Source organism: Bellilinea sp., assembly GCF_034432615.1.
Lineage (GTDB): Bacteria > Chloroflexota > Anaerolineae > Anaerolineales > Anaerolineaceae > Bellilinea.
Window position 1 is genome coordinate 1 of sequence record NZ_DAOUBL010000197.1, and the last position, 21,890, is coordinate 21,890.

The window sequence follows — 21,890 nt, forward strand, 5'->3', positions numbered from 1 at the left end:
TAAGATTTGGTTTTGAGAACAGAAGGCATTTTTTTCTCCTGACTGAAATTACGGACAGGATATCACCGTTTGCAAGAAACCAAACAATGTTTCCAGACCCTTTTAAGGCATTCTATCTTAATACGCAAATTGTTATTATAACACAAAAAACCAAATGTTAATAAATTTTACAAAATCTCAATCTTAAAATATTCTCCACTTTCGTCCTCGAATCTTAATCTTCGGCAACGCCACAATCCTGCCTTGAACACTCCCATCCTCAATGGTCAACAAGCCAATCGAAGGTTGTCCATCTCTTTCTACTGCAAAAGATGCAGACCCGGGGTTAAAGAAAAGCCGTCCATTCCTTTCAAGAACAAGGGCGCGGTGGGTGTGTCCAAAAATGGCAACCCGTTCGTCTTCCAGATTGCGTTCAATCAAATGCAAATAACGTTCTGCACGATAGCCATCCAGAAGATACCACACTTTATCCACCAGATAATTCCCCAAATCCCCCTGTCCATGGGTGAGAAGAATGCGAACCCCACCCAACACAATCGTTTGTGACCACGGTAAAGTCTTGCGAAAGGCCCAATCCCGATTACCGCGCACAGCAATAACCGGGGCAATTCGCTCCAACTGCTGCAGTACTGCCGGATTGGAAATATCGCCAGCGTGTAATATCACATCCACCTGCGCTGAGCGTAACACTTCCTCTAAATCTGGATGCAGGGCATCAATTCGGTCTGGCACATGCGTGTCAGCAATTACCCCGGCAATGATTTTCGAATTTTTATCCAGCGAATGATCTGCCCTTCTCATCAAATCAAAAAACCTGACCTCACCGATGATTCAGTAAACTCCTCACGTCGTTAAGTGCTTGCTGCGGGCTGCGAAAATGAACCGCCTGCATGCCCAATTGTCTGGCAGCTTCAATGTTGGCTGGGAAATCATCCACGAATACAGCTTCCTGCGGCTCAACTTGCAAGCGATCGAGAATCAACCGATAAAATCGCTCGTCGGGTTTGCGCAACCCCACTTCAGCAGAAAACAAACTGACATCAAAAACATCCAGAAAATTAAACCGGGCCTGAATGGATGTTCGGGCTTCGTCCCAGGCATTGCTTAACAAACCTGTTTTATATGCTGGACGCAGACTGCGCAGCCAATTCACCAATGTGTGATCTACCCGGTCGCCTGACCAGAAAGCCTCGCGAAAAGCCAGCCTTTCCTGCTCAGCAACGCCGAATTGATCCAGCACCCTTTGCCAGTGTTCTGATTCGCTGATTTCCCCAACTTCCGCCAGTTTAGAAGAAGGGCTGAGAAAAACAGCCTCTTCCAGCGCTTGCCGACTGATACCCAGTTGTTGTGCCAGTTTCTCACGGGGAGCGGTATCTTCGGTTCGCAGCAAAACCCCACCCATATCAAAAATTACTGCTCGAATCATCACTGGAACTACCATAATTCTTTCAACCGCAAGAGTATACCACGAAAGCAGCTGGCTGCCGGCGATGTTTTACTCTAATCTCAACCGGCAGCCAAACGATAACCTCTAACCTCTATCCTCGATTGAATAAAGCCCGTCCGGCACGCAATTCTCGTTCATAGGTATGAAATTCTTCTTCAACCTGCATTCCAGCCTGCTCGTAAATGCGAAGCGCACCGGTTAAATTGGCACTATCCACCCCCAAACCTGCTGAGGTCAGGCCGAGCGAGTGGAAGGTGTTAAAAGAAGTAAGCAGTAACGCCAGTCCAATTCCGCGTTTGCGCCATGGTCGCCGGACACCTAAAATATTCACCCAACCTTGCTTTGCATCCTGAACAGTTCCAATCGAGTTGAAACAAACCCCGGCAACCTCATCTCCATCCATTGCCAGAATACTTCGACTTAAATCTACATAAGGATCATTTCTCAGGTAATAAGCCATCCGTTCAAAGAACGACTCAAAGTTCTGACCTTCCTGAACAAATCCCCAGTGATCCTTGAAGGAGTCATGATCCGCAAAGATTCCCAACCGAAGGTCGGCCTCATTTTGAATGGGGCGCAGCTGAATTCCCTGAGGCAGGTTGGGTTTCATCGGCGGCTGCTCAAAGTCAATTCTCATTCGGTAAAATGTCCGTACATGAGTATAGCCACGCTTCTCAAGCAGCCGTTTCGCCCGTTCATTCTGCTTGTGAACACTGCTATGGATCACAACCTGGGCATCGGCTGGAGCCAGCGGCAGGCTATCCTGCGCGCGCCGCTCAAACCATTCCAGAATCATCGTTCCAATGCCTCTGCCCCAAAAATGCGGGTGGACTGCCCCAAAGCCAAATAAGCGGACATGTGGTTGACCGCGATCCCAAAATTCAGCATAACCAACCAGCCGATCCTCATCGTTAAAAAACAGACGCACATCGGTTTGCGGGTTAAAGTTTGGAGAATTCAACTCGCTTTTCAATTCATCTTCATTTGTGAAAGGTTTTCCGTTTATTGCTGCTTCTGCCGCATTTAACAAATCAACTGCTTCAGAAAGATACTGCTGTTCAAAAGAACGGCTCTGAATTGCAAACAATTCCTTCATTACTAACTCCTCTTATTGTGTTTGGTTTTGAAGCTCTTCCCACTCAGATCGTAAGATGCCCATGAAAATCAAATCGCAACGCTTACCAGCCTTCAATAACGCACCCGGCAATCGGCCTTCTTCCTTGAAACCAGATTTCTTATAAGAGGCGTAACCACGCTGGTTGAAGTCAAATACGTTCAGGGTTACTCGCTGCAGATTCAGGATTGTAAAGGCATAACGCAGGAGCACCTTCATGGCATCCGTTCCATAACCCTTACCCCAGAATTCCCGTTCGCCGATACCAATACCAACCCATGCATTTCTACTCACCCAATCAATACCGTTCAGGTCAATTAACCCAATTTTGCGGTTATCTTCCAGTCTTTGAATCATATAAAAATGCATTGAGTCGATTTCTTTTTCAAAAAACTCCCTCACTTGCTTGGGATTGTAGCGGGATGCGCTTTCTGAGTTCAACAAACGCTGAAATTCGCTATCACGATCCCATTCTGAAAGCAATCGGGCATCTTCATCAAGATCTATTGCAACCAACCTAACCAGGTTTCCAGTTAATGAGTCTCCGTTCATCTTTTTACTCCTCCCGGTAGTGGGTGTTCCATTCCGCCTGGGATATTCCCACAATGATTCGATCCCAGTATTGAGCCTTAAAATAAACCATCTGGCGCTGACGTACATACGGTTTCATCCCAGCATTCAGCAGAGTGTGCAAAACCTGCGGCTGAAACTCTCCGGTACTGCTGGCAACCAGCGCCATATCCAGTTCCTCAAAGGCATAACGCAACCCCATGGTTAGCGCTTCTGCCAAATACATGGTTTCCAGATCTTCTTCCCCAATCAATACCTTCAACCATGCCAGCCGATTCGACCATGAGACCCACGGCAGTTCCAAAACGCCGATGAATCTTGCATCTTCACGCAGACGAACAGCAAAGAGGAATGAATCGCGGCTTTCTGCGCTCCGCTTCAGTTGTTCTTCACGTTTCTTTTTAACCTGAAAAGACGAAAGCGGATGGATTGCAGCGTCCAGTTGTGAGCCCCACCCATAATCCCAACGGCGGGTAAAACCGGCTTCAATGACAGCATCTTTTTCTGGATCGTAAGCGTCCAGCAATAAAGATTGTGCTTCAAACAATTGGGTGTTAAACATAATAATTCTCCTGAAAATTTTTTATTCCAAAATCACAACAGGGTCGGATTCAATCCCGCTCAGGCCGAGAAAAGAGGCTTTGGCTCGTTTGATCAACCAAACCCTTTCGAAATCAGCGACCAAAATTTCACAGTCCGATAAATCTCCAAATGATTTTTGCCAGTCCTGCCCCATCAGATGGATCTTCTCAACCCTTTCTTCGCATACAATTAGCAAACGCCTGAAGACACCGGTTGCCCCATCCTGTCGTAGCTGCGCCAGTGCCGGACGATTGGAACTATCCGATTCGGCGGTATCCATGTAAACCGCAACCAAACTGGCCAGTTGATTCATCTCACGGATCATCATCAAGCCGGTTAACAGGCACCGTTTTGCAGCCCGGCTGTAAGGATGACCAACCGACAAACTGCCGGACACATACATCGCCAGAGATTGAGATGTTCCGAACATTTCACTATTCAAATAATCCATACGGTAAGCGCCGTTACGCATAAAAACTTCAAACACGGTAGACTCCATTGGTTGTTGAAAATGGTTATTCTTTCCAAAGGAAGGCTTCACCTTCGATAATTTTTGTCTGGAGTGAATTGATTTATTCAACATGGCAACACCTCCTTTTAATACGTACAAAAAAGCCACGGGGTTTTTCCTTTCCCGTGGCATGGAAGCAATCCAGTTTCAAAACAAGAAAACAGCCACGGGATCGGCGTGCTCCCGTGGCTGTCGGCGTTTTACGGTTCGTTCAAATTACCGGGCAACAGGCGCACTCCGAGAAGGTACAAGAGCAACTCCACCGCTGGCGGCGAGCAGGCTGCTGAGGGTATAAACAGTGAAGATTTTTACCATCTCGCGTGCGTCCTTTCTCTAGGATAATTATTACCAAATCCTATCATGGCCTTTTCAAAATTGTCAAGGCTTTTAAGGGTAAATTAATCTTTGCAAACATTCCAAATTGAATTATCAGATGAGCCGTGCTACAATTTTTTCAACACTTACACTTGAAACAGGTAACGAATGGGAAACGTCATCATCATCACCGACAGCAGCGCTTATTTGCCCGCTTTTCAAATTGACTCCTTACCCATTGAGGTAATTCCCCTCTATTTGACGTGGGAAGGGCGTTCCTATGCAGATGGTCTGGATTTGCAGCCAGAAGAATTCTTTCGTCGCTTGCAACACGCTTCCGAAATGCCGCGCACCTCTCAAATTCCACTACACACCTTCTTAAACGTTTACCGCCGATGGCTGGAAAAAGGTTATGACATTCTCAGCATTCACATTTCCAGCAAGGTTTCCGGCACCGTAGCAGCCGCCATACAGGCTGCCCGCGAATTAGCAGCGGATAAAATTCGCGTATTCGATTCGCTCAGCGGAGCAGCCGCAATGGCCTTTCAGGTGTTGGGGGCTGCCAGAGCCGCTGCCCAAGGCGCAACCTTAGCCGAATGCGAACGAATTGCCGGGAAGATTCGCGATGCCAGCCACACTTATTTCATCCCAGCTACACTGGAATTTTTGCATCGCGGTGGCCGCATCGGCGGAGCTGCCGCGCTGCTGGGTACAGCGTTGAAAATTCACCCCATCCTTGAAACCAGAGATGGGGTCATTGAAGCCTGTGAAAAGGTGCGCACGATGAGCCGCGCCATGCAACGGTTGGTGGAGTTAATGGAAAAACGAGCAGCCGGCTGCAAAAAGATCATTGCGGCCAGCCTGTATGCGGACATCCCTGAGCTGGCAGAAACATTACTTAATTTGGTAAAACAACGCCTGGGTAACCGCATTCAACAAACGTGGTTTTCAACCATCAGTCCGGTAATTGGCGCTCACATCGGCCCCGGTGCAGTGGGTATGGCATTTGTCTGTCAAGAAGAATAGGTCAATTTTCACAGGAGGATTCGGCAATGATCACTTTATTACTTATTCTGGCATTAGTCATTGCGGTAATCGCAGTCATTTTCGCCTTGCAGAACACCGCCGCCGTCAGTGTTAGTTTTTTTGTCTGGCAGTTCAACCAATCTTTGGCTTTGGTATTGCTGCTGGCCGCCTTTGTCGGCGTAATCATCGGTCTTCTTACCATCTTACCCGGCTCGATTAAGACTCGCTGGCAGCTGGCCGCCCGCAACAAGAAAATTGCTTTGCTGGAAAAAGAAATTGAGGAGCTTAAACAAAAACTGACCAGTGCCGAACAACGCCTTCAGGCATTACAGTTAACTCCACCTGCCGAACAGAACTCCTCCAGCCCTACCCCGCCCCAACCACAAGATTCTTCCGGATAGATCTCAGCCGGTAGTTTCTTTTACCGTCATCAGTTCAAACTCAAGGAAAAAGGGGGTTTCCTGTTGACGACCACCCCTAAAGCGGGACATTAAACCGATTAATTTTCGTTGAATACCATATTTTCCGTCAAACAGGCGATTGACCTGCTTGATTTTTTCCTCGTCGCGCAACACCCGCCCGCGCGCAGGCACAAATTCCCCCAACGGATTCCCCCTTACATCACTGGGTGCAATTATTGCCCTCCCGTTGGCGCGAATGCGCTTTGCTTTCCCGGATTGCTCCTGGGTGAACACATACACGCGTTCTTCGTGCCACACAAACCAAACCGGTGTGGCAACCGCCTGACCATTTTTACGAAATGTGGTCAGGTTGATAAACTGACCGCGTTCCAACCATTCAAGTCGCCGATCATTCATTGCTAACCTCCTGACGTGCTCTTTTTTTCTCTCCTAATCTTAACCCTGATGAAGGCCGAAATCAATTAAAGCACTTTTCAAAGATTAGACACACCAGATTGTGAAGAATGGAACGATATGACATTTGTCATGACAATCATCACTTTGCGCTTCCACATCAACAGGATATGATAAGGGTGATACAGGTTGTTATAACTTTTTATATCAAATTATGGACGAATTACTCACTACCCGGCAGGTACAGGATTTACTCAAGGTTGACCGCATCACCATCTACCGCATGTTGCAGGATGGCAGACTGAAAGGGGTCAAAATTGGTCAGCAGTGGCGTTTTCCACGCGCCAACGTGGATCGCCTCTTAACCAGCGGCACCTCCTTTGAAACAAACGCCGCAGCGGAATTAACGGCCGCTTTTCCTGCTCACTGTGTTCAACCTGTACAAGACCTTTTTGCCGAAGTCAGCGGTTTAAGCGCCGTCATCCTTGACCTGGAGGGCGCTCCTCAAACCGAAATCAGCAATCCATGCGATTTTTGCAGGCTGCTTTGGAAAAGCGAGAGAGGAAGAGCAGCCTGCCTGACAAACTGGCGGGAATTTGCCCGGCAGGCAGCCGAAGGTAAAAATCAACTTACCTGCCATGCCGGCCTCAATTATTGGGTACACCCGGTAGTGGAAAATTCAAAACTGGTCGGATGGTTCATTTCCGGTGGTTGTTTACAACAACCAGTCGAAAGCGCCCAGGCGCAACAAAGGCTTGTTGAACTATCAAGGCAATTTGAGATCCCTTTACAAGCCCTTCAAAACGCCTTCAAAGACATTCCGCTCATCCCCGCCGAGATGCGCACACGGGTCAATTCGTGGCCTGCTGTAGCCGCCCGTGCAGTGGAAGGCATTTTGCGCGAACGAACCTCATTTATTGAAAGATTACAGCAAATCGCTAATCTCACTCAAATATCCTGAAGGAGTAAAAATCCATGAAAAAACTGGTCATTTTAGGTGCGGGTACCGCCGGAACGATTGTTGCCAATCGTTTCAAACGAGTGATGGATTTGGACGAATGGCAAATTACGCTGGTAGACCCGGATCCGATCCACTATTACCAACCCGGTTTTCTGTTTATTCCTTTTGGAATGTACACCAAAAAGGATGTTATCAAACCCAAACGGGATTATATTTCTGCGCCACTGACTCTCATCCAATCTGCGGTCGAAGAAGTTGACCCTGTCCAGCGGATTGTCCACCTTGCCAACAAACAAACCCTTTCTTATGATTACCTGATTATCGCCACCGGTACGGATATTCACCCCGAAGAAACCCCCGGCATGGCTGAACACGAATGGGGAAAATCCATCCACTCTTTTTACACCCTGCAAACCAGCGTGGCACTCAACCAAATGCTTCATGGCTGGGAAGGCGGCCGGCTGGTTGTCAATGTGGTTGAAAATCCCATAAAATGTCCGGTTGCGCCACTGGAATTCATCATGCTGGCCGACTGGCATTTTCATAAACACGGCAAGCGCGACCGGGTCGAAATCATTTACGCCACCCCTCTGCCGGGTGCATTCACCAAACCGGTAGCTTCCCGGCTGCTGGGTGAATTGCTGGAACGTAAAAACATCCATGTAGAGGCCGATTTCATGATCGAACGGGTCGAGCCGGATGCAAAGAAAATCGTTTCCTACGATGAACGCGAAATTGAATATGACTTACTGGTAACCGTCCCTCTTAACAAGGGCGCTGAATTTATCGCCCGTTCGGGTTTGGGCAACGAACTGAACTACGTGCCGGTGGATCAGCACACCTTGCGCGCCAGGGCCTACGATAACATCTTCGTACTGGGAGATGCCTCCGACGCGCCTGCCTCCAAAGCCGGTGCCACCGCTCACTTCGCCATTGATTTATTCACCGAAAACTTCCTCCGCTATGTTGAAGGGCATGAATTGAAGCCCTATTTTGACGGCCATGCCAATTGCTTCATCGAAACCGGCTTTGGTAAAGGTCTGATGATTGACTTTAATTATGATCAGGAACCTCTCCCGGGTCGTTATCCCCTGCCGGGCATCGGCCCCTTGACCCTGTTAGAAGAGTCGGAGTTCAACCACTGGGGCAAATTAATGTTCCGCTGGATGTACTGGCATCTCTTGCTCAAAGGTATGGAAGTACCCCTGCCTTCTGAAATGAGCATGAGCGGCAAGCGGATGGTATAGGAGGGATCATGACATTGGAAACCGATCTCTTGACGCTTAATCAAAAACTGGACGCCCTCAGTGCGCAGGTAGCCTACCTGACCGAACAGGCACGCATTGCCGAACAGGAACGCGAAGCCCGCAGCGATTTGGTGGACACTGCCATGCCCATTGCCCGCGAAGCCATGGACATTGTAACTCGCGAGCTGGAGGAAGTTCAGGAGGAAATCCGCATGGAAGACCTTCTGCGGCTGAGCAAAAAACTTCTCCGGCATGTGCCTCAGCTGGAAATGCTGCTGGATCAGCTGGACAGCCTGAGCGACCTGCTGGAAACTATCGGCCCCATCAGCCGCGAGATGATCACTAAACTGACCACTCTCATGGAAGAATTGGACAACAAAGGTTACTTCGCCTTTGCGCGTGGCGGCACGCGGCTGGTTGACAATGTAGTCACTTCTTTCACGGAAGAAGATGTCAACCGGCTGGGTGACAACATTGTTCTCATCCTCAACACTGTCAAAGATATGACTCAACCGGAGATCCTCTCTTTCGTTCGAAACACCTTACTGCTGGCAGAGGAAGAAGTATCCAAACCGGTCAACACTTCGCTGGTGAGCATTCTGCGCCAGATGCAGGATCCCGATGTTCGGCGCGGGCTGGCGCTCACCCTGCGGGTTTTACGCGCCATTGGCGTGCAAGGCGCAAACGGACAACCTGTCCCAGCCAAATCATAAGCCCTGAGCCTGAAGGCTCATTACAAACTAACTATCAAGATGGAGGAAAAAAAGACCATGGTTGCAAAGACAATTGCTGGAAAAACGGTCGAAGTCAATGAAGAAGGCTTCATGACCAATCCCAACGAGTGGACGGAAGAAATTGCTGCTGAAATTGCCAGAGAAGAAGGCATCCCGGAGCTGACTGCTGATCACTGGAAGATTATCAACTTCTGCCGGCAGTCCGCTGGTGCAAGCGGCAAAGCCCCCACCCTGCGGCAAATTACGGTGGGTACGGGCGTTTCAACCAAAGAACTATTCACCCTCTTCCCCAAAGGCCCGGCCAAGAAAGTTGCCCGTATCGCTGGCTTAGGCAAACCTGAAGGCTGTGTGTAACACCCCCTAATAAATAACAAGGAGAAATTGCGATGTCCGACGAACGACATATGGCTTTTATCTGCTCCAAAGGCACTTTGGATATGGCTCTGCCTGCACTGGTGATGGGCTGGGCAGCTCTTGGCAATGGAATTGACGTAACGATTTTCTTCACCTTCTGGGGTTTGGACATCATCAACAAACACCGCGTAGATCATTTGGAAATTGCCCCGGTTGCCAACACCAGCATGAAGATGAGCATGATGGGCGTACCCGGAAATCTTGGCATTCCCAACATTGTCGGTGTACTACCGGGTATGACCGCCTTCGCTACTAAATTGATGAAAGACAAAATGAAGGCTTTGGAAGTTCCGCCTGTGCGTGAATACCTGCAAATGCTGGTGGACGCGGGGGCCAAGTTGTACGCCTGCAAAATGTCGGTTGACATGATGGGTCTAACCAAAGATGATTTTGTGGAAGGTGTCATCGATATCGTCACCGCCGGCGATTTCATTGATATGACCGAAGGCGCTCAGATCATTTTCATCTAGTCGCCACACCCTTTGGAATACCAAAAGGCTTCCCCGCTATTCAACAGGGAAGCCTTTTCACTTGATTCTTTCATCTCACCCTAAAAACTGGCGGAGATTAGCCGCCTGCAATATCCATTCGTCAAGCCGGTGAAAGCGGTTATTGCGTACAGCCTCCACAACCCGGCGGCTGATTTCGAGGTGCTCTTGATTAACCTCAGCCTTAATGCCAAGGTGTTCAATTGCCCGGCGTAACCCAGGCGAAAGAAACGGGTTGTCCAGGTCTGCATAGCGCAGGGCTGCCTGCAGGTCCGCCTCAAAGTTAATGTATGTTTGTCGAAGAAAGGCCAGATCTTCGTTGCTCAAGGAATTCAGGCCCAACAGTTCCGGCGGTAAACCAATGGTATATAATGCCGCAGTGAACGAGATGGCACGTGGCAGTGAAACACCGTTGACATTGCGGGAATAACCGAACAAACCAATGTGTAATTTGCGTTTGCGCCGACGGGGCACGTAAGCGGCTACGTTGTTAATCACCCCGGCCAGTTCCATGACTGCTTCCCGATAGGCCTGGGTGTACTTCTCCATGATATCAAAACAGCGTTTCTCGTCCACGGCTTGAGCCGCTCTGCGTGGCAGCTCGTGCAGGCGGCGGATTGCCTGACCGACTTGCAATGCAGGATAATCGTATTTGAACGCCGACTGAATCGTAAAAGTTTGCACCGAGGGGTATTCCTGCACCACCTGTTCCACCGTTGAAGGTTTGAGATGACCGCGAAAAGGCGCTGAGCCGACCCCAAGAATGGGATAAAGCGGTTTGCCAAGCCTTTTTTCTAATTGATCCAGCCGTTGCAGGGCAATTTTGTTTGCCAGCACCGTGCTGACCAGCCCTGAGTTCATCGCCGGGTCTGACCTTGCCAGAAACACGCGGTGATACTCCAAAGGCTTATCCCGCAGATACTCTTCCATCACTTCGGCTGCAGACAGCATATGTTCCACAGCCTCAAACAAGGGGATGACATGAATGCGCTCCGGACGAAACTGCCCCAGCCATTCTCCAATGGTGAAGTCTGTTCCCGGTAATTTGGTATTGTTGCGTCCGGCCACAAAATGTTCGTAGTAGACATAAATCCGGTTGATATCTTCCGCCGAAACGGTCATCGGCAGGATGACTTCAAAAATCGGCGCCGGATGTCCGGCCTGAAAAATCTCTGCCGCATCATAGGAACGCGGAATACTGCCCAGTGTTTCCAGTAAAATTTTCGCTTCGCTGCGTTCAACCGCCGGGTTGGGAATGCGCGGTGTAATGAAAACATCCCTGCCAATTTGATTGTGGCGGAAATACGACTCATAAGTGGTCAGCAGTTTCTTGATGACGAAGTTATCAACTTCCTTGCCTTCGTAATCCCACATCTGTTCATCACAACCCAGGTGGGAGAAGACATAATAGGCTTCCTGAACCTCGTCCTCTCCCTGCAACTCGGCGTTGTCTGAAAAGAAGGGAACCTGAACATTATCGGGGTGCTGAGTGCTCATGCAGCGCGGGATGTGGACCATTGACCTACCTCTTTGTGTAAATATTAGCAAATCATATCCAAACCAATCATTGAGGTCAAGGTTCGGTCACATTCATTTTTTCTTAATTCTGATTGAAACAGGCTTTCGCCTCCGGCAGGATTTGTTCAACCCAGGCCCGATACATGGCTGAAGAAGGATGCAATCCATCTCCCGCAATCAATGATGAATCGTCCGCCGCTGTTCGGGAAATACCGGTTACGTCCACGTATCTTACACCGGCAAGTTCAGCTTCTTTGCGATTAATGTCATTAAATCGGTCAATTTGCGAAGAAACCTGCCCTCGCTCAACACCTATTGTGCGCGCAAAGGGCGTAACTCCCCAATCCGGTATCGAAAGAACCACAACACAACCTGCCTGATTGTCTGCGTACTGGATGGAACGGTTGAGCAATTCCCTGAATTCACTCCGGTAAATCTCCATCGAGTAACCGCGAAACTGATTATTTACGCCAATCAGTAAGGTAACCAAACCATAAGTCCCCTGGGGCTGGTCTTTTTCAATGGCGCGAATCAACTCGTCTGTTGTCCAGCCCGTTCGGGCAATGACCTGCGGCTGATTGAACGAAAAACCATCCTCTTCAAGAGCCTTTACAAGTTGATAGGGAAAGGAATCCTCGTTTTTGACCCCCTCCCCAATTGTATACGAGTCACCCAGGGCAAGGTACCTCAACGCGGATTGTTTTGTGCTGCCCGGCGCCTGCATGAAAACATCCAGCTTTGGCACACAGGCAGCAATAAGAAATACAAAGAAAACGCACAACCCCGTCCAATACCGGTTAAAATTCATGAATTGATTTTAATCACTCCGCAATTTTCAAACAAAGCAATGTGAAACCTTTTCAATAACTAACCTGCTTTTTGGTGGCACTCATCAAGCCCGCCGGTAATAATCTGGCTCAACCGAGACCCGTTTTTTTCAAGGAACCATAATTATGAATCCATCCACACGCCCCACCGGTTTGAGAGCATTTTTTATCATCTGGATTACCCAGATTATTTCCATCCTCACGTCCGGCATGACCGGTTTTGCTTTTTCCATCTGGCTTTATCAAAAAACCGAAAGCGCCACGGCGATGGGATTAATGCAGGTTTTTTACATTACTCCCTTCTTATTGATGTCCCCTCTTGCTGGTGTAATGGTAGATCGTTACAGCCGAAAGTTGATGATGATGATCAGTGATATATCGGCCGGGATGGGCACAATCTTCATTCTGTTTCTATTTCTTACGGGCAATCTGGAGTTCTGGCATTTGTACGTGGCAGCTGCTTTGAATGGAATTGGCGATACATTCCAGTGGCCTGCCTACTCGGCTGCCATTAGTGTGATGGTGCCAAAAGAACAATTGGGAAGAGTAAACGGACTGATGTCCCTGATGGAGGCCGGACCTGGGGTCTTAGCCCCGATAGCAGCGGGTGCTTTACTTCCCCTGATCGGTATTCAAGGCATTCTTATCCTTGACATTACCACCTTTTTACTTGCAATTCTTGCCCTTTCTTATGTCTTCATCCCAAGGCCCGCTCAAAGTGATGAAGGCAAACGCAGCCAGGGGTCTTTCTTCAAAGAAGCCCTCTTCGGCTTCGAATACATTTTCAAAAGGCCCAGTTTATTAGGTCTCCAATTGATCTTTCTTGCCGCTAATCTTTTTAGTGGGATTGGATACACATTGCTTGCCCCCATGATTCTTGCAAAGACCAACCAAAACTCATTAATCTTTGGTACGGTGCAGTCCATGTTTGCTGCTGGCAGCGTTGCAGGGGGGATCATCATGAGTATCTGGGGAGGTTTCAAAAAACGTGTTCACGGAGTGTTGCTTGGGTGGCTTGCTTTAGGAATAGGAATGATGATCATGGGGTTGAGCAATACGCTGAGCATATGGGTCGGTGCAGCCATTTTCATCAACGTGTTCGGACCGTTGATTAACAGTTCCAATCAGGCAATCTGGCAATCCAAAGTTCACCCAGACCTGCAAGGCAGGGTCTTTTCTGCACGTCGTTTGATTGCATGGTTAACCACACCCATATCACCGATTATTGCAGGCACTCTGGCCGATTTTGTTTTTGAACCCATCTTCCGCAACCCGTATCATTGGATGGTCTATTTAACCGATATCTTCGGTAAAGGAGCAGGTACAGGGATGGGTTTCCTTTTCTTCCTTTGTGGAATTTGTGTGATGATGGTTGGAATCGGCGGTTACTTCTTTAAGTCCGTAAGAGATGTGGAAGAAGTATTACCGGATGTGATTTAAAACCGATAAACGAGGAAGGTTTTCAACCATGGCTGTTCGTTCTTCCCCACTCCAACTTCTATTATGATTAGGTTACCAGAATAATAAGGAAAATCTTATCAATGACCCCAAAACCCCATTGTCCGGCATGTGGAGCGCCATTACCCGAACCTCAATCATCCAACGGAGTGACTTGTGAATACTGCGGAATTTTTATCCGCACTGCACCTGTCACTCTCCCAACCTCGCAAGCCTCAACCGATACAGATCAACAAAACAGCCATGATGCTGAATTCCACCACCTTGAGTATGAAATCTCTCCTTTTGAAACCGAGATTGGCTGGGATTCTCTTCCTCAATGGAAAACAACCGGTTTTCGCCGCTGGAAAACCTTACGTCGTTCCCTGTTGGGTGGTGTATTGATATTTGTGTTACTCTTCTGTTTTTCCTGTATTTGCTTGCTGAGTGTGATTGACAAACCCTTACAGCAACTCTTTAACTCGCTCAGTCGGTGAAGCGGTTTTGAAGGTCAATGGACATCAGCACCAGATTGCTCCGCAGCCGCCAACCTGTTCGTTCCCAAAAAGCAATTCCTTCCTTATTGTCAGCGTACACAAAAATATGCACCCGTTCGATGCCCTGACGGTGCAATTCCCGCAATACGGCTTCTGTCAGGGCAGAACCAATCCCCATTTTCCGGGCCGAAGGATGCACGGCAAGATGATGTAAATAACCCCGCCGTCCATCATGGCCCCCCAGAACAGCGCCCACAATTTTTCCATCCTTTTGAGCCACAAAGCTGCAACCCGGATTACGCTCAAGATATCTTTGAATCTGTTCGGGCGAATCCGCTTCGCTGAGACCAATCCCTTCGCAGGATTGCCACAATTCATATATTTCTTTGTAATCCTTCATTTCAAAAGGGACAATCTCAAATTTCATTTTGCCCGACCCCCGTCCTACTGTCCATTCCGCCAGTTCAGCAAAAACGCCACCTGTTGATCAGTCTCCGGCGAGCGCCGCCAACCATCTGGCGTGCCGCGGCGAAGTTCCGCAATCCGCTGCAAAGCCTGGCGGGGCGGCATCCCCTTTCGAACCAGATAACACCCCACCACAATTCCCGTCCGTCCAATACCGCCATAACAATGCACAAAAACCGTTTTGCCCGCATTGAGCCATTCATCAATCTGATTCAAAATTGCCATCATTTCAACGACCGAAGGCGTCGAAAAATCACGAATCGGCATCCGTTTAACTTCAACTTCCAAACCAAAATCGGCAGCCTCGTCCTTCAACCAGGCATCGTAATCCACCAGTTCATCCTCCTCAGTGAGGTTAAGGATGGCGTTGATGCCGCAATGCAGTAAGCTGACCAGTTTTTTCCGGGCTGCATGTTCTTCGGCTGCGCCGGGATATTCCCCCGCCAGCAACCGACCAGGAATTACCCAGTAACTATCTGGAAAGGGAAGCTGCGCTTGAAAATTCCTATCGTCATACTCCATCATTGCATCCTCCATTTCATTGAACAGGCGCTGGCACGGCACGACGTCTTCCAAAAATCAAGCCGACGAGTGGTAAAGCCAGCAAATTCAAGCCCGCCAGAATAAGGAATGTTGCCGCAAATCCCAGCGAGTCCACCAGACTGCCGCTCATCGCCAGACCGACGCCGGTCCCAACGTTTGCCACCGCCATGAGGATGGAAAACATTGAAGCCGCAATGCGCGGATCGGTTTTATTCATGGAAATGGCAAAATAGACAGTTTCATAAAAACCATAGGCCAAACCAAACAAGATTACCAGCGGCCAGACCATCCAGGCGGCACTGGTAAATGCCAGCAAAAAAATTGCCCCCAGTGAAAGAAACATCGCCCGAATCACCGATTGGCGCTGCCCCCATTTGTCGGTCAACCGCCCGCCAGCCAGCGAACCCAGCACCACCCCAATCCCCCACACCGTGGTCACAAAGCCGGCCGCCGCATAAGTGATTCCAAAGCGGTTTTGCAAAAATGGATTAACCAGCTGATTGGCTCCATTGATGATCAGCGAATACAATGCTCCCAAAATCGCCAGAGAGATGACCGGCATTTGGGTAAAGGCCTTAAAAGCAGACCAGCTGAATTGTTGTTCCGGTTTTCGCGGCAGCTCGCGAATCTGCAACACCAGCGGCAGCGGTAGAAGAGAAAGAACAGCCAGGCTGTAAAAAGCGGCTGACCAACCCCAGCCTTCAACCAGCAGCCCCAGCACGGCTGAAATGGCAACCACCCCCAGCGCCCGGCCGCCAACCATAAAACCCTGAATGGTGCCCTGTTCCTGTTCGGGGGTAGTGTCCAGCGCATACCCATCGGTGCAGGTATCATACAGAGCCATACCCAGCATTAACACAAACGCCAGAAGAGCGTATAACCCATACTGACTACCGGGATGGATTTGCGGTACAGCCAGCAAACAGACACTTTGCACAATGAGCCCAAGGACAATATACGGCTTGCGGTGTCCCCAACCGGCAAAATTAACCCGGTCACTTAACATACCCAAAAAAATCTTTAAGACGAATGGGATGAGTCCAATTGCGCCAACAATACCAATCTGGCTCATGGTCAAATCAAAACTGAGTAAATACAGGGAATTGAGTGCCGTAAAGTAGCTGAGGATTGCACCTTGTGCAAAATACAACAGAGCAAACATTGCATAGCGGCTGAATTTGGTCATGATCTTCCTCATGAGGGGGTGGATTCAAATGCTGAATTGAGTATAGAATCGAGAAACCAATCCGTCAACCAAACTTTACGCACTTGTCAGAAAACCAAACTTAAAGTATAGTCAACATCGCAAGAATTACAAAAAATATCCGTTTAATCATCGCTAACCATTATGGAAAACAATCGCGAATCATCCTCTTCAATAAGCTGGCTGGATCGCCCGGTCTTTCACGATCTCCCTCAAATCACCCCATATTTTATTTTGATCGCCATTTTAATCGGCTTGACTTTGTTCAGCCGTTTTTACATTCTCGGCGAACGGGTGATGAGTCATGATGAGGTCAACCATGTTGTGCCTTCCTATGATCTTTCGATTGGTAAGGGCTACCGCCATGATCCAGTGACGCATGGCCCGTTTCAATTTCATCTGGTTGCCCTTTCCTATTTCCTTTTTGGGGCAAATGATTTTACCTCCCGGATGCCCGCAGCCCTTTTCAGTGTGGCAACCGTTTTGTTTGTCACATTTGGATTTCGGCGTTATCTAGGAAAAATTGGCTCCCTGATCGGCGGATACCTTTTTCTGATTTCTCCCTACCTGCTTTTCTATGGTCGTTATACTCGCAACGAAGCCTTTGTTGCATTGTATGCCGTGTTGACCCTCTTTGCCGTGCTGCGCTATCTGGAAAAGGGCGAGCGGAACATGCTCTACCTGCTCACCGCTGTCACTGCGCTCCAATTTGCCACCAAAGAAACCGCCTATATTTACACTGCCCAACTGTTGATCTTTCTGGCATTCCTGTTCATGGAACATATTGGCAAGGCTCGCTGGGAAAACCAGCGCGCCCGCCAATTATTTATGACCTTGCTTTCAGCCGCATTGATTCTGCTGGTCTTTGTCGTTATCCTGGCCGGCTGGAATGCCATTGTCAATAAAGACTCCGCCGCAGTTCAACAGGCTCTGGGACAGGCATTTACCCCCATTCAATTGGTCGAACTGGGCGGGGTCATTGTTGCTCTGGTGTTGGGTATTTTTGCTACCGTAATTTTATTGCAAAATATCGGCTGGAACGCCTTGAAACAAGACCGTTCTTTTGACCTGCTGATGTTGACCGGTTCGTTGATTCTGCCCCTGTTGACGGCCTTTCCGGTCAAAATCATTGGCTCACTGCTGCGTCAGAACTGGAATCCGATTGATTATTCACCCGAAAGCCTTATTCGCACCGGCATCTTTCTGGTTTTGATGAGCGCAATATCAGTTGCACTCGGTCTTCTGTGGAAGCCAAGGCTCTGGTTGGTGAATTTCGCCATTTTCTATGGTATCTTCACCGTTTTTTACACCACTCTATTCACGAATGGCTTTGGATTTTTTACCGGCATCATCGGTTCTCTGGGCTACTGGCTGGAACAACAGGGCGTACATCGCGGCGAACAGCCCTTTTATTACTATGCGCTGATTCAAATGCCCATTTACGAATTTCTGGCATTATTCGGCAGCCTGTTGGCGGTTTATTTCGGCACAAAATACAACCGTTTCTCATCCTTCGCCGGTGACCGATTGAGTGTAGACAGAAAAAATCCTCCCAATAACAATCCCGCTCTCCCAACCATAGAGAGGGAAACTGAGACTTCTCCGATTGTGCTTGAACAGACCCCAACAGAAGAAGAACTCTCCTCCCCCGTTTTTAATCAGGAAAGACCACTGCCAACCCTGGCATTGTTCCTTTTCTGGTCGTTTACCGCGCTGGTAGCTTACTCGATCGCCGGTGAAAAAATGCCCTGGCTGACCGTTCACATCGCCGTTCCCTTTTTAATTTCGGCAGCCTGGGGTTTTGGTTATCTGGTGGAAACCACCCCATGGCAAAAGCTCAAGGAAAATTATGCCTGGCTTGCAGTGATTCTCGTTCCGGTAGCCTTAACCAGTCTGGGCGGTTTGCTGGGTACACTGCTCGGCCCTCAGCCGCCTTTCCAGGGCAACACACTCGATCAGTTGCAATCCACATCGGCTTTCATTTTCTCTGCGCTGGCGTTTTGTTTATCCGTTTGGGGTATCCTGCGATTTTTACAGGACTGGCAGCCTTCGGCGATTCTGCGTCTGTTTGTTGCAGGGCTGTCGGTTTATCTGGCCATTATGACCGCCCGCACCGCTTTCACCGCCAACTACATCAACTATGACAACGCCAAAGAATTTCTGGTCTATGCTCACGCGGCACGCGGACCCAAAGATATTCTGGAACAGGTAGAAGAAATATCCCGGCGCACTACCAGCGGTAAAAACATTAACGTCGCCTACGACAATGATGCACTTTACCCCTATTGGTGGTACTTCCGTGATTATCCCAATAAACGTTACTTTACCGATAATGTCACCCGCGACTTGCGCGAATCGCCAATCATCATTGCCGGAGAAAAGAACTGGTCGCGGTTAGATTCAATCACCCGTGGTTCTTTCCAAAGTTTCGAATATCAACGCCTGTGGTGGCCCATGCAGGATTACTACAACCTGACCTGGGATCGAATCTGGAATGCGCTGCGCGATCCGGCAATGCGCTCTGCCATTTACAAAATCTGGCGCGACTGCGATTATAGCGAATACGCCAGTTTAACCAATAACCCCAATTTGACCGTGGAAACCTGGCAGCCCTCACAAAAGCTGAAGATGTACATCCGCAACGACATTCTTGCCCAAATCTGGAACTACGGGGCAGCCCCTACCGCCTCTACACCCCAGCAAACCGATCCGTATATCAACGGCACAGTCGAATTGCTGCCCGATCAGGTCATCGGTCAACCCGGCAGCCAGATCCAGTTCGGCGCTCCACGCAAGATTGCGGTTGCACCAGATGGCACGCTGTACGTCGCCGATACCGGCTTGCATCAGATTTTGCATATTTCCGCCGACGGACAGTTGATTCACCGCTGGGGTTCCTTTGCCAATCTTGCCGAAGGCAGTGCGCCGGGCGGCACATTTTATGAACCCTGGGGAATTGCAGTTGCTCCGGATGGCTCGGTGTTTGTTGCAGACACCTGGAACCACCGCATCCAAAAATTCACCGCCGATGGGCAATTTGTGACCATGTGGGGATTTTTCGGGCAGGGTGTAGCTCCGGAAGCCTTCTGGGGACCGCGCGATCTGGCTTTCGATTCTAAAGGCAGACTGTTTGTAACCGACACCGGCAATAAACGCATTGTCATCTTTGATCAAAATGGCAACTACCTGGATGAATTTGGCAGCCCCGGTATTGATCCGGGTCAGTTTGATGAACAGGTTGGCATTGCCATTAACTCACAGGATCAACTGTTTGTGACCGATACCTGGAATCAAAGGGTACAGGTCTTTCAAATTGACCCGCAAAGCGGAAAGACCTTCTTCCTGCGCCAGTGGGAAATTTATGGCTGGTTCGGTCAATCACTGGATAACAAACCCTATATTGCAGTGGATAACCGCGGCAATGTCTTCGTCACCGACCCGGAAGGATACCGCGTCATCCAGTTCACCGAAGAAGGACAATTTGTGCGTACTTGGGGAGATTACAGCCCCGGCGTGGATGGCTTTGGGCTGGCTGCCGGAATCGCGGTTGACCCAGGCGGACATGTCTGGGTCAGTGACGCGGTCAATCGCGTCCTGCTGCGCTTTACCCTGCCATAACATTTAGATGCTATGTAAAAAAAAGACGCCCGTCTGCCGTTCACAGGACGGGCGTTCTTTTGTTTGTTGGTGTTGCCCTATTTCAACTCATCCTTGAATAACTGACTCAGCACAAAACTGACCACACTGGTAATGAGCGCACCGAAAAAGGCACCCCAGAAGCCATTGACCTCAAAACCGACGCCAAATTGTGTACCGATCCATCCTGCCAGCACGAACATCAAGGTATTGATCAGCAGGGTACCCAATCCGAGCGTCAAAATGATCAAAGGACAGCTCATGACCATCAAAATTGGTCTGAGCACGGCATTGACCACCCCAAAAATCAATGCCAGCCAGATGAAGCTCAGCCAGTTATCCGGATCGTTGGGGAAAATATAGGAATCTTTCAATAACGCCACAGCAGCATACAAAGCCACGGCATTGATTGCCAGTCGAATCAATAGTTTTTTCATTTTCTCCTCCTATGAGAATTGGATTCGCATCCAGATAAGTGTAACATGCGGTTGAAATCCAGCCCGTCGGAAACCTTCGGTTGCCCGCTGAGCCGGATAATTAACGGCTAAAGGCCGTCCGTTGCGTAACCGCCGCCCGGCTGCCGGCAGCAGCACGGCAATGATTTCTTCTTCGTGCTGGCAGTCAGCAGCCAGCCAGAGAATGTCGGCATACGCTGAGGTAGGCTGCCATGAAATCACCCCTGCCAGCAAGTCATTCCGGTATGCAGAAAGATGTAAAGCTTCCCCGCCGTTCAGCCAGTGCCATAAGTCCTTCCAGAAATTGGGTTTCAGGCGGTTTTTATCCAGTGAAAGATTCCAGCTAATCTCCGGCGGATATATCTCATCCAGCCAGCGGCTTTGCAAAGGCCAATCACTCGCCTGCCGGGGCATAACGCGAATCTTATCGTTGCTAACCTTGGGCAGGAAACCGTAGTGCGGTTCCCATAACCAGCTGGTGCGCCGGCATTGTTCTTCAAATCCCAAAGACTGGTAAAGATGAATGGCAGCCGGGTTATCCTCACGCACATGCAGCCAGGCTTCAGGCTCTCCGCGCTCACGGATTTGCTGGAGAGCATTTTCAGTCAATAAACGTGCAATGCCGCGGCGTCGGTAGGCCGGGTGAGTGGCCACATTGGCAATCAGTGTGTATCGTTTTCCCTGCCGGTTGAAAGAAATCAGACTCAGATTGCCGATAATTTGACCATCTTCCTCCCAAACCAGGCCACGCACCGGTACCTGAAAAGGTTCCAAAAGTTTGCCGGTCAAACCCTCATCGGGTACAGCAAAGCGGCGAAGATAACGGATATACTCCCGCCCGTCAAAATCCATATGATCGGCAAAACAAATTTCAATCAAATCGGCCACTGCCAGAATATCCTTACGGCTGCGCAGCGGGCGTATATGTTGACGGGAAGAAGGCAAGGCAACTTCCATAACAAAATTGTACACCGCTTGCTCGTACTTGAAAACCCGCTCCCTTCTGCACCTGCTTAAAAATTTCTTGTCTCTACAACACAATCATCTCCGTTTTCAGATTACAATCAAATAAACCAACGCGGTA

The 21,890-nt window shown here is 49.2% G+C and carries 24 protein-coding genes; 10 read left to right on the forward strand and 14 right to left on the reverse strand.

The annotated features are described in order from the left end of the window. Positions 1 to 183 precede the first annotated feature (183 nt). From VAE48_RS08915 to VAE48_RS08940, 6 genes are all read right to left on the reverse strand, one after another. Positions 184 to 801 (reverse strand): metallophosphoesterase family protein, encoded by a 618-nt coding sequence (locus VAE48_RS08915; protein ID WP_322792974.1) that lies wholly within the window; start codon positions 799 to 801, stop codon positions 184 to 186. Positions 802 to 820: 19 nt separating this feature from the next. Next, positions 821 to 1,441 (reverse strand): HAD family phosphatase, encoded by a 621-nt coding sequence (locus tag VAE48_RS08920; protein WP_322792975.1) that lies wholly within the window; start codon positions 1,439 to 1,441, stop codon positions 821 to 823. Positions 1,442 to 1,538: 97 nt separating this feature from the next. After that, positions 1,539 to 2,543: a GNAT family N-acetyltransferase gene (locus VAE48_RS08925; RefSeq protein ID WP_322792976.1), complete on the reverse strand. Its 1,005-nt coding sequence runs from the start codon at positions 2,541 to 2,543 to the stop codon at positions 1,539 to 1,541. A 12-nt stretch (positions 2,544 to 2,555) separates the two neighbouring features. Further along, entirely contained in the window at positions 2,556 to 3,113 is a 558-nt protein-coding gene (locus VAE48_RS08930; protein ID WP_322792977.1) for a GNAT family protein, read from the reverse strand. A 4-nt stretch (positions 3,114 to 3,117) separates the two neighbouring features. Further along, positions 3,118 to 3,693, reverse strand: coding sequence for a GNAT family protein (locus tag VAE48_RS08935; RefSeq protein WP_322792978.1), 576 nt, complete (start codon positions 3,691 to 3,693; stop codon positions 3,118 to 3,120). A gap of 21 nt (positions 3,694 to 3,714) precedes the next feature. Next, positions 3,715 to 4,200 (reverse strand): hypothetical protein, encoded by a 486-nt coding sequence (locus VAE48_RS08940; protein WP_322792979.1) that lies wholly within the window; start codon positions 4,198 to 4,200, stop codon positions 3,715 to 3,717. A gap of 507 nt (positions 4,201 to 4,707) precedes the next feature. Between VAE48_RS08940 and VAE48_RS08945 the strand changes: the two genes are divergently transcribed. Together VAE48_RS08945 and VAE48_RS08950 are read left to right on the forward strand one after the other, a co-directional pair. Then, a complete protein-coding gene (locus tag VAE48_RS08945) occupies positions 4,708 to 5,565 on the forward strand; it encodes a DegV family protein (protein ID WP_322792980.1) in 858 nt (285 codons plus the stop codon). A gap of 26 nt (positions 5,566 to 5,591) precedes the next feature. Then, entirely contained in the window at positions 5,592 to 5,966 is a 375-nt protein-coding gene (locus VAE48_RS08950) for a LapA family protein (RefSeq protein WP_322792981.1), read from the forward strand. 3 nt (positions 5,967 to 5,969) lie between these two features. Here the strand turns inward: VAE48_RS08950 and VAE48_RS08955 are convergent, their stop codons facing one another. Continuing rightward, on the reverse strand, positions 5,970 to 6,383 hold the full coding sequence (locus tag VAE48_RS08955; RefSeq protein ID WP_322792982.1) for a PPOX class F420-dependent oxidoreductase: 414 nt from the start codon (positions 6,381 to 6,383) through the stop codon (positions 5,970 to 5,972). A 211-nt stretch (positions 6,384 to 6,594) separates the two neighbouring features. Here VAE48_RS08955 and VAE48_RS08960 point away from each other — a divergent pair, with 211 nt between their 5' ends. Genes VAE48_RS08960 through VAE48_RS08980 form a run of 5 tightly spaced genes read left to right on the forward strand, consistent with a single transcriptional unit; the run spans position 6,595 to position 10,206 of the window. Continuing rightward, positions 6,595 to 7,341 (forward strand): PocR ligand-binding domain-containing protein, encoded by a 747-nt coding sequence (locus VAE48_RS08960; protein WP_322792983.1) that lies wholly within the window; start codon positions 6,595 to 6,597, stop codon positions 7,339 to 7,341. Between the two features lie 14 nt (positions 7,342 to 7,355). Then, positions 7,356 to 8,588: an FAD/NAD(P)-binding oxidoreductase gene (locus tag VAE48_RS08965; RefSeq protein WP_322792984.1), complete on the forward strand. Its 1,233-nt coding sequence runs from the start codon at positions 7,356 to 7,358 to the stop codon at positions 8,586 to 8,588. 8 nt (positions 8,589 to 8,596) lie between these two features. Then, positions 8,597 to 9,301 (forward strand): DUF1641 domain-containing protein, encoded by a 705-nt coding sequence (locus VAE48_RS08970; protein WP_322792985.1) that lies wholly within the window; start codon positions 8,597 to 8,599, stop codon positions 9,299 to 9,301. Positions 9,302 to 9,358: 57 nt separating this feature from the next. Next, complete coding sequence (locus VAE48_RS08975; RefSeq protein ID WP_322792986.1) at positions 9,359 to 9,676, forward strand: TusE/DsrC/DsvC family sulfur relay protein; 318 nt, start codon at positions 9,359 to 9,361, stop codon at positions 9,674 to 9,676. 32 nt (positions 9,677 to 9,708) lie between these two features. After that, the gene (locus tag VAE48_RS08980) at positions 9,709 to 10,206 is read left to right on the forward strand and encodes a DsrE/DsrF/DrsH-like family protein (protein ID WP_322792987.1); all 498 of its coding nucleotides are present in this window, start codon (positions 9,709 to 9,711) and stop codon (positions 10,204 to 10,206) included. Positions 10,207 to 10,281: 75 nt separating this feature from the next. Here VAE48_RS08980 and ppcA read toward each other — a convergent pair whose 3' ends face one another. Together ppcA and VAE48_RS08990 are read right to left on the reverse strand one after the other, a co-directional pair. Next, a complete protein-coding gene (gene ppcA, locus VAE48_RS08985; RefSeq protein ID WP_322792988.1) occupies positions 10,282 to 11,742 on the reverse strand; it encodes a phosphoenolpyruvate carboxylase in 1,461 nt (486 codons plus the stop codon). Positions 11,743 to 11,824: 82 nt separating this feature from the next. After that, positions 11,825 to 12,550: an SGNH/GDSL hydrolase family protein gene (locus VAE48_RS08990; protein WP_322792989.1), complete on the reverse strand. Its 726-nt coding sequence runs from the start codon at positions 12,548 to 12,550 to the stop codon at positions 11,825 to 11,827. Between the two features lie 145 nt (positions 12,551 to 12,695). On the opposite strand from VAE48_RS08990, the gene VAE48_RS08995 reads away from it, so the two are divergent. Both VAE48_RS08995 and VAE48_RS09000 read left to right on the forward strand, forming a co-directional pair. Then, complete coding sequence (locus VAE48_RS08995; protein ID WP_322792990.1) at positions 12,696 to 14,009, forward strand: MFS transporter; 1,314 nt, start codon at positions 12,696 to 12,698, stop codon at positions 14,007 to 14,009. Positions 14,010 to 14,110: 101 nt separating this feature from the next. Then, positions 14,111 to 14,503, forward strand: a complete 393-nt coding sequence (locus tag VAE48_RS09000; protein WP_322792991.1) for a hypothetical protein — start codon at positions 14,111 to 14,113, stop codon at positions 14,501 to 14,503. On the opposite strand, the gene VAE48_RS09005 is transcribed toward VAE48_RS09000, so the two are convergent. The 3 genes from VAE48_RS09005 to VAE48_RS09015 are packed head-to-tail and all read right to left on the reverse strand — an operon-like array spanning position 14,493 to position 16,697. Continuing rightward, complete coding sequence (locus VAE48_RS09005) at positions 14,493 to 14,930, reverse strand: GNAT family N-acetyltransferase (RefSeq protein ID WP_322792992.1); 438 nt, start codon at positions 14,928 to 14,930, stop codon at positions 14,493 to 14,495. The genes VAE48_RS09000 and VAE48_RS09005 overlap by 11 nt on opposite strands. A gap of 17 nt (positions 14,931 to 14,947) precedes the next feature. Further along, positions 14,948 to 15,532 carry a protein-tyrosine phosphatase family protein gene (locus tag VAE48_RS09010; RefSeq protein WP_322792993.1) on the reverse strand — a complete coding sequence of 195 codons (585 nt, stop codon included), beginning with the start codon at positions 15,530 to 15,532 and terminating at the stop codon, positions 14,948 to 14,950. Further along, positions 15,507 to 16,697: an MFS transporter gene (locus VAE48_RS09015; RefSeq protein WP_322792994.1), complete on the reverse strand. Its 1,191-nt coding sequence runs from the start codon at positions 16,695 to 16,697 to the stop codon at positions 15,507 to 15,509. The genes VAE48_RS09010 and VAE48_RS09015 overlap by 26 nt, the downstream gene beginning before the upstream one ends. 162 nt (positions 16,698 to 16,859) lie before the next feature. Between VAE48_RS09015 and VAE48_RS09020 the strand changes: the two genes are divergently transcribed. Beyond that, entirely contained in the window at positions 16,860 to 20,333 is a 3,474-nt protein-coding gene (locus VAE48_RS09020; protein WP_322792995.1) for a glycosyltransferase family 39 protein, read from the forward strand. 77 nt (positions 20,334 to 20,410) lie between these two features. Here the strand turns inward: VAE48_RS09020 and VAE48_RS09025 are convergent, their stop codons facing one another. Next, positions 20,411 to 20,788, reverse strand: a complete 378-nt coding sequence (locus VAE48_RS09025) for a phage holin family protein (protein WP_322792996.1) — start codon at positions 20,786 to 20,788, stop codon at positions 20,411 to 20,413. A 9-nt stretch (positions 20,789 to 20,797) separates the two neighbouring features. Then, the gene (locus VAE48_RS09030; protein ID WP_322792997.1) at positions 20,798 to 21,778 is read right to left on the reverse strand and encodes a GNAT family N-acetyltransferase; all 981 of its coding nucleotides are present in this window, start codon (positions 21,776 to 21,778) and stop codon (positions 20,798 to 20,800) included. Between the last annotated feature and the right edge of the window lie 112 nt (positions 21,779 to 21,890).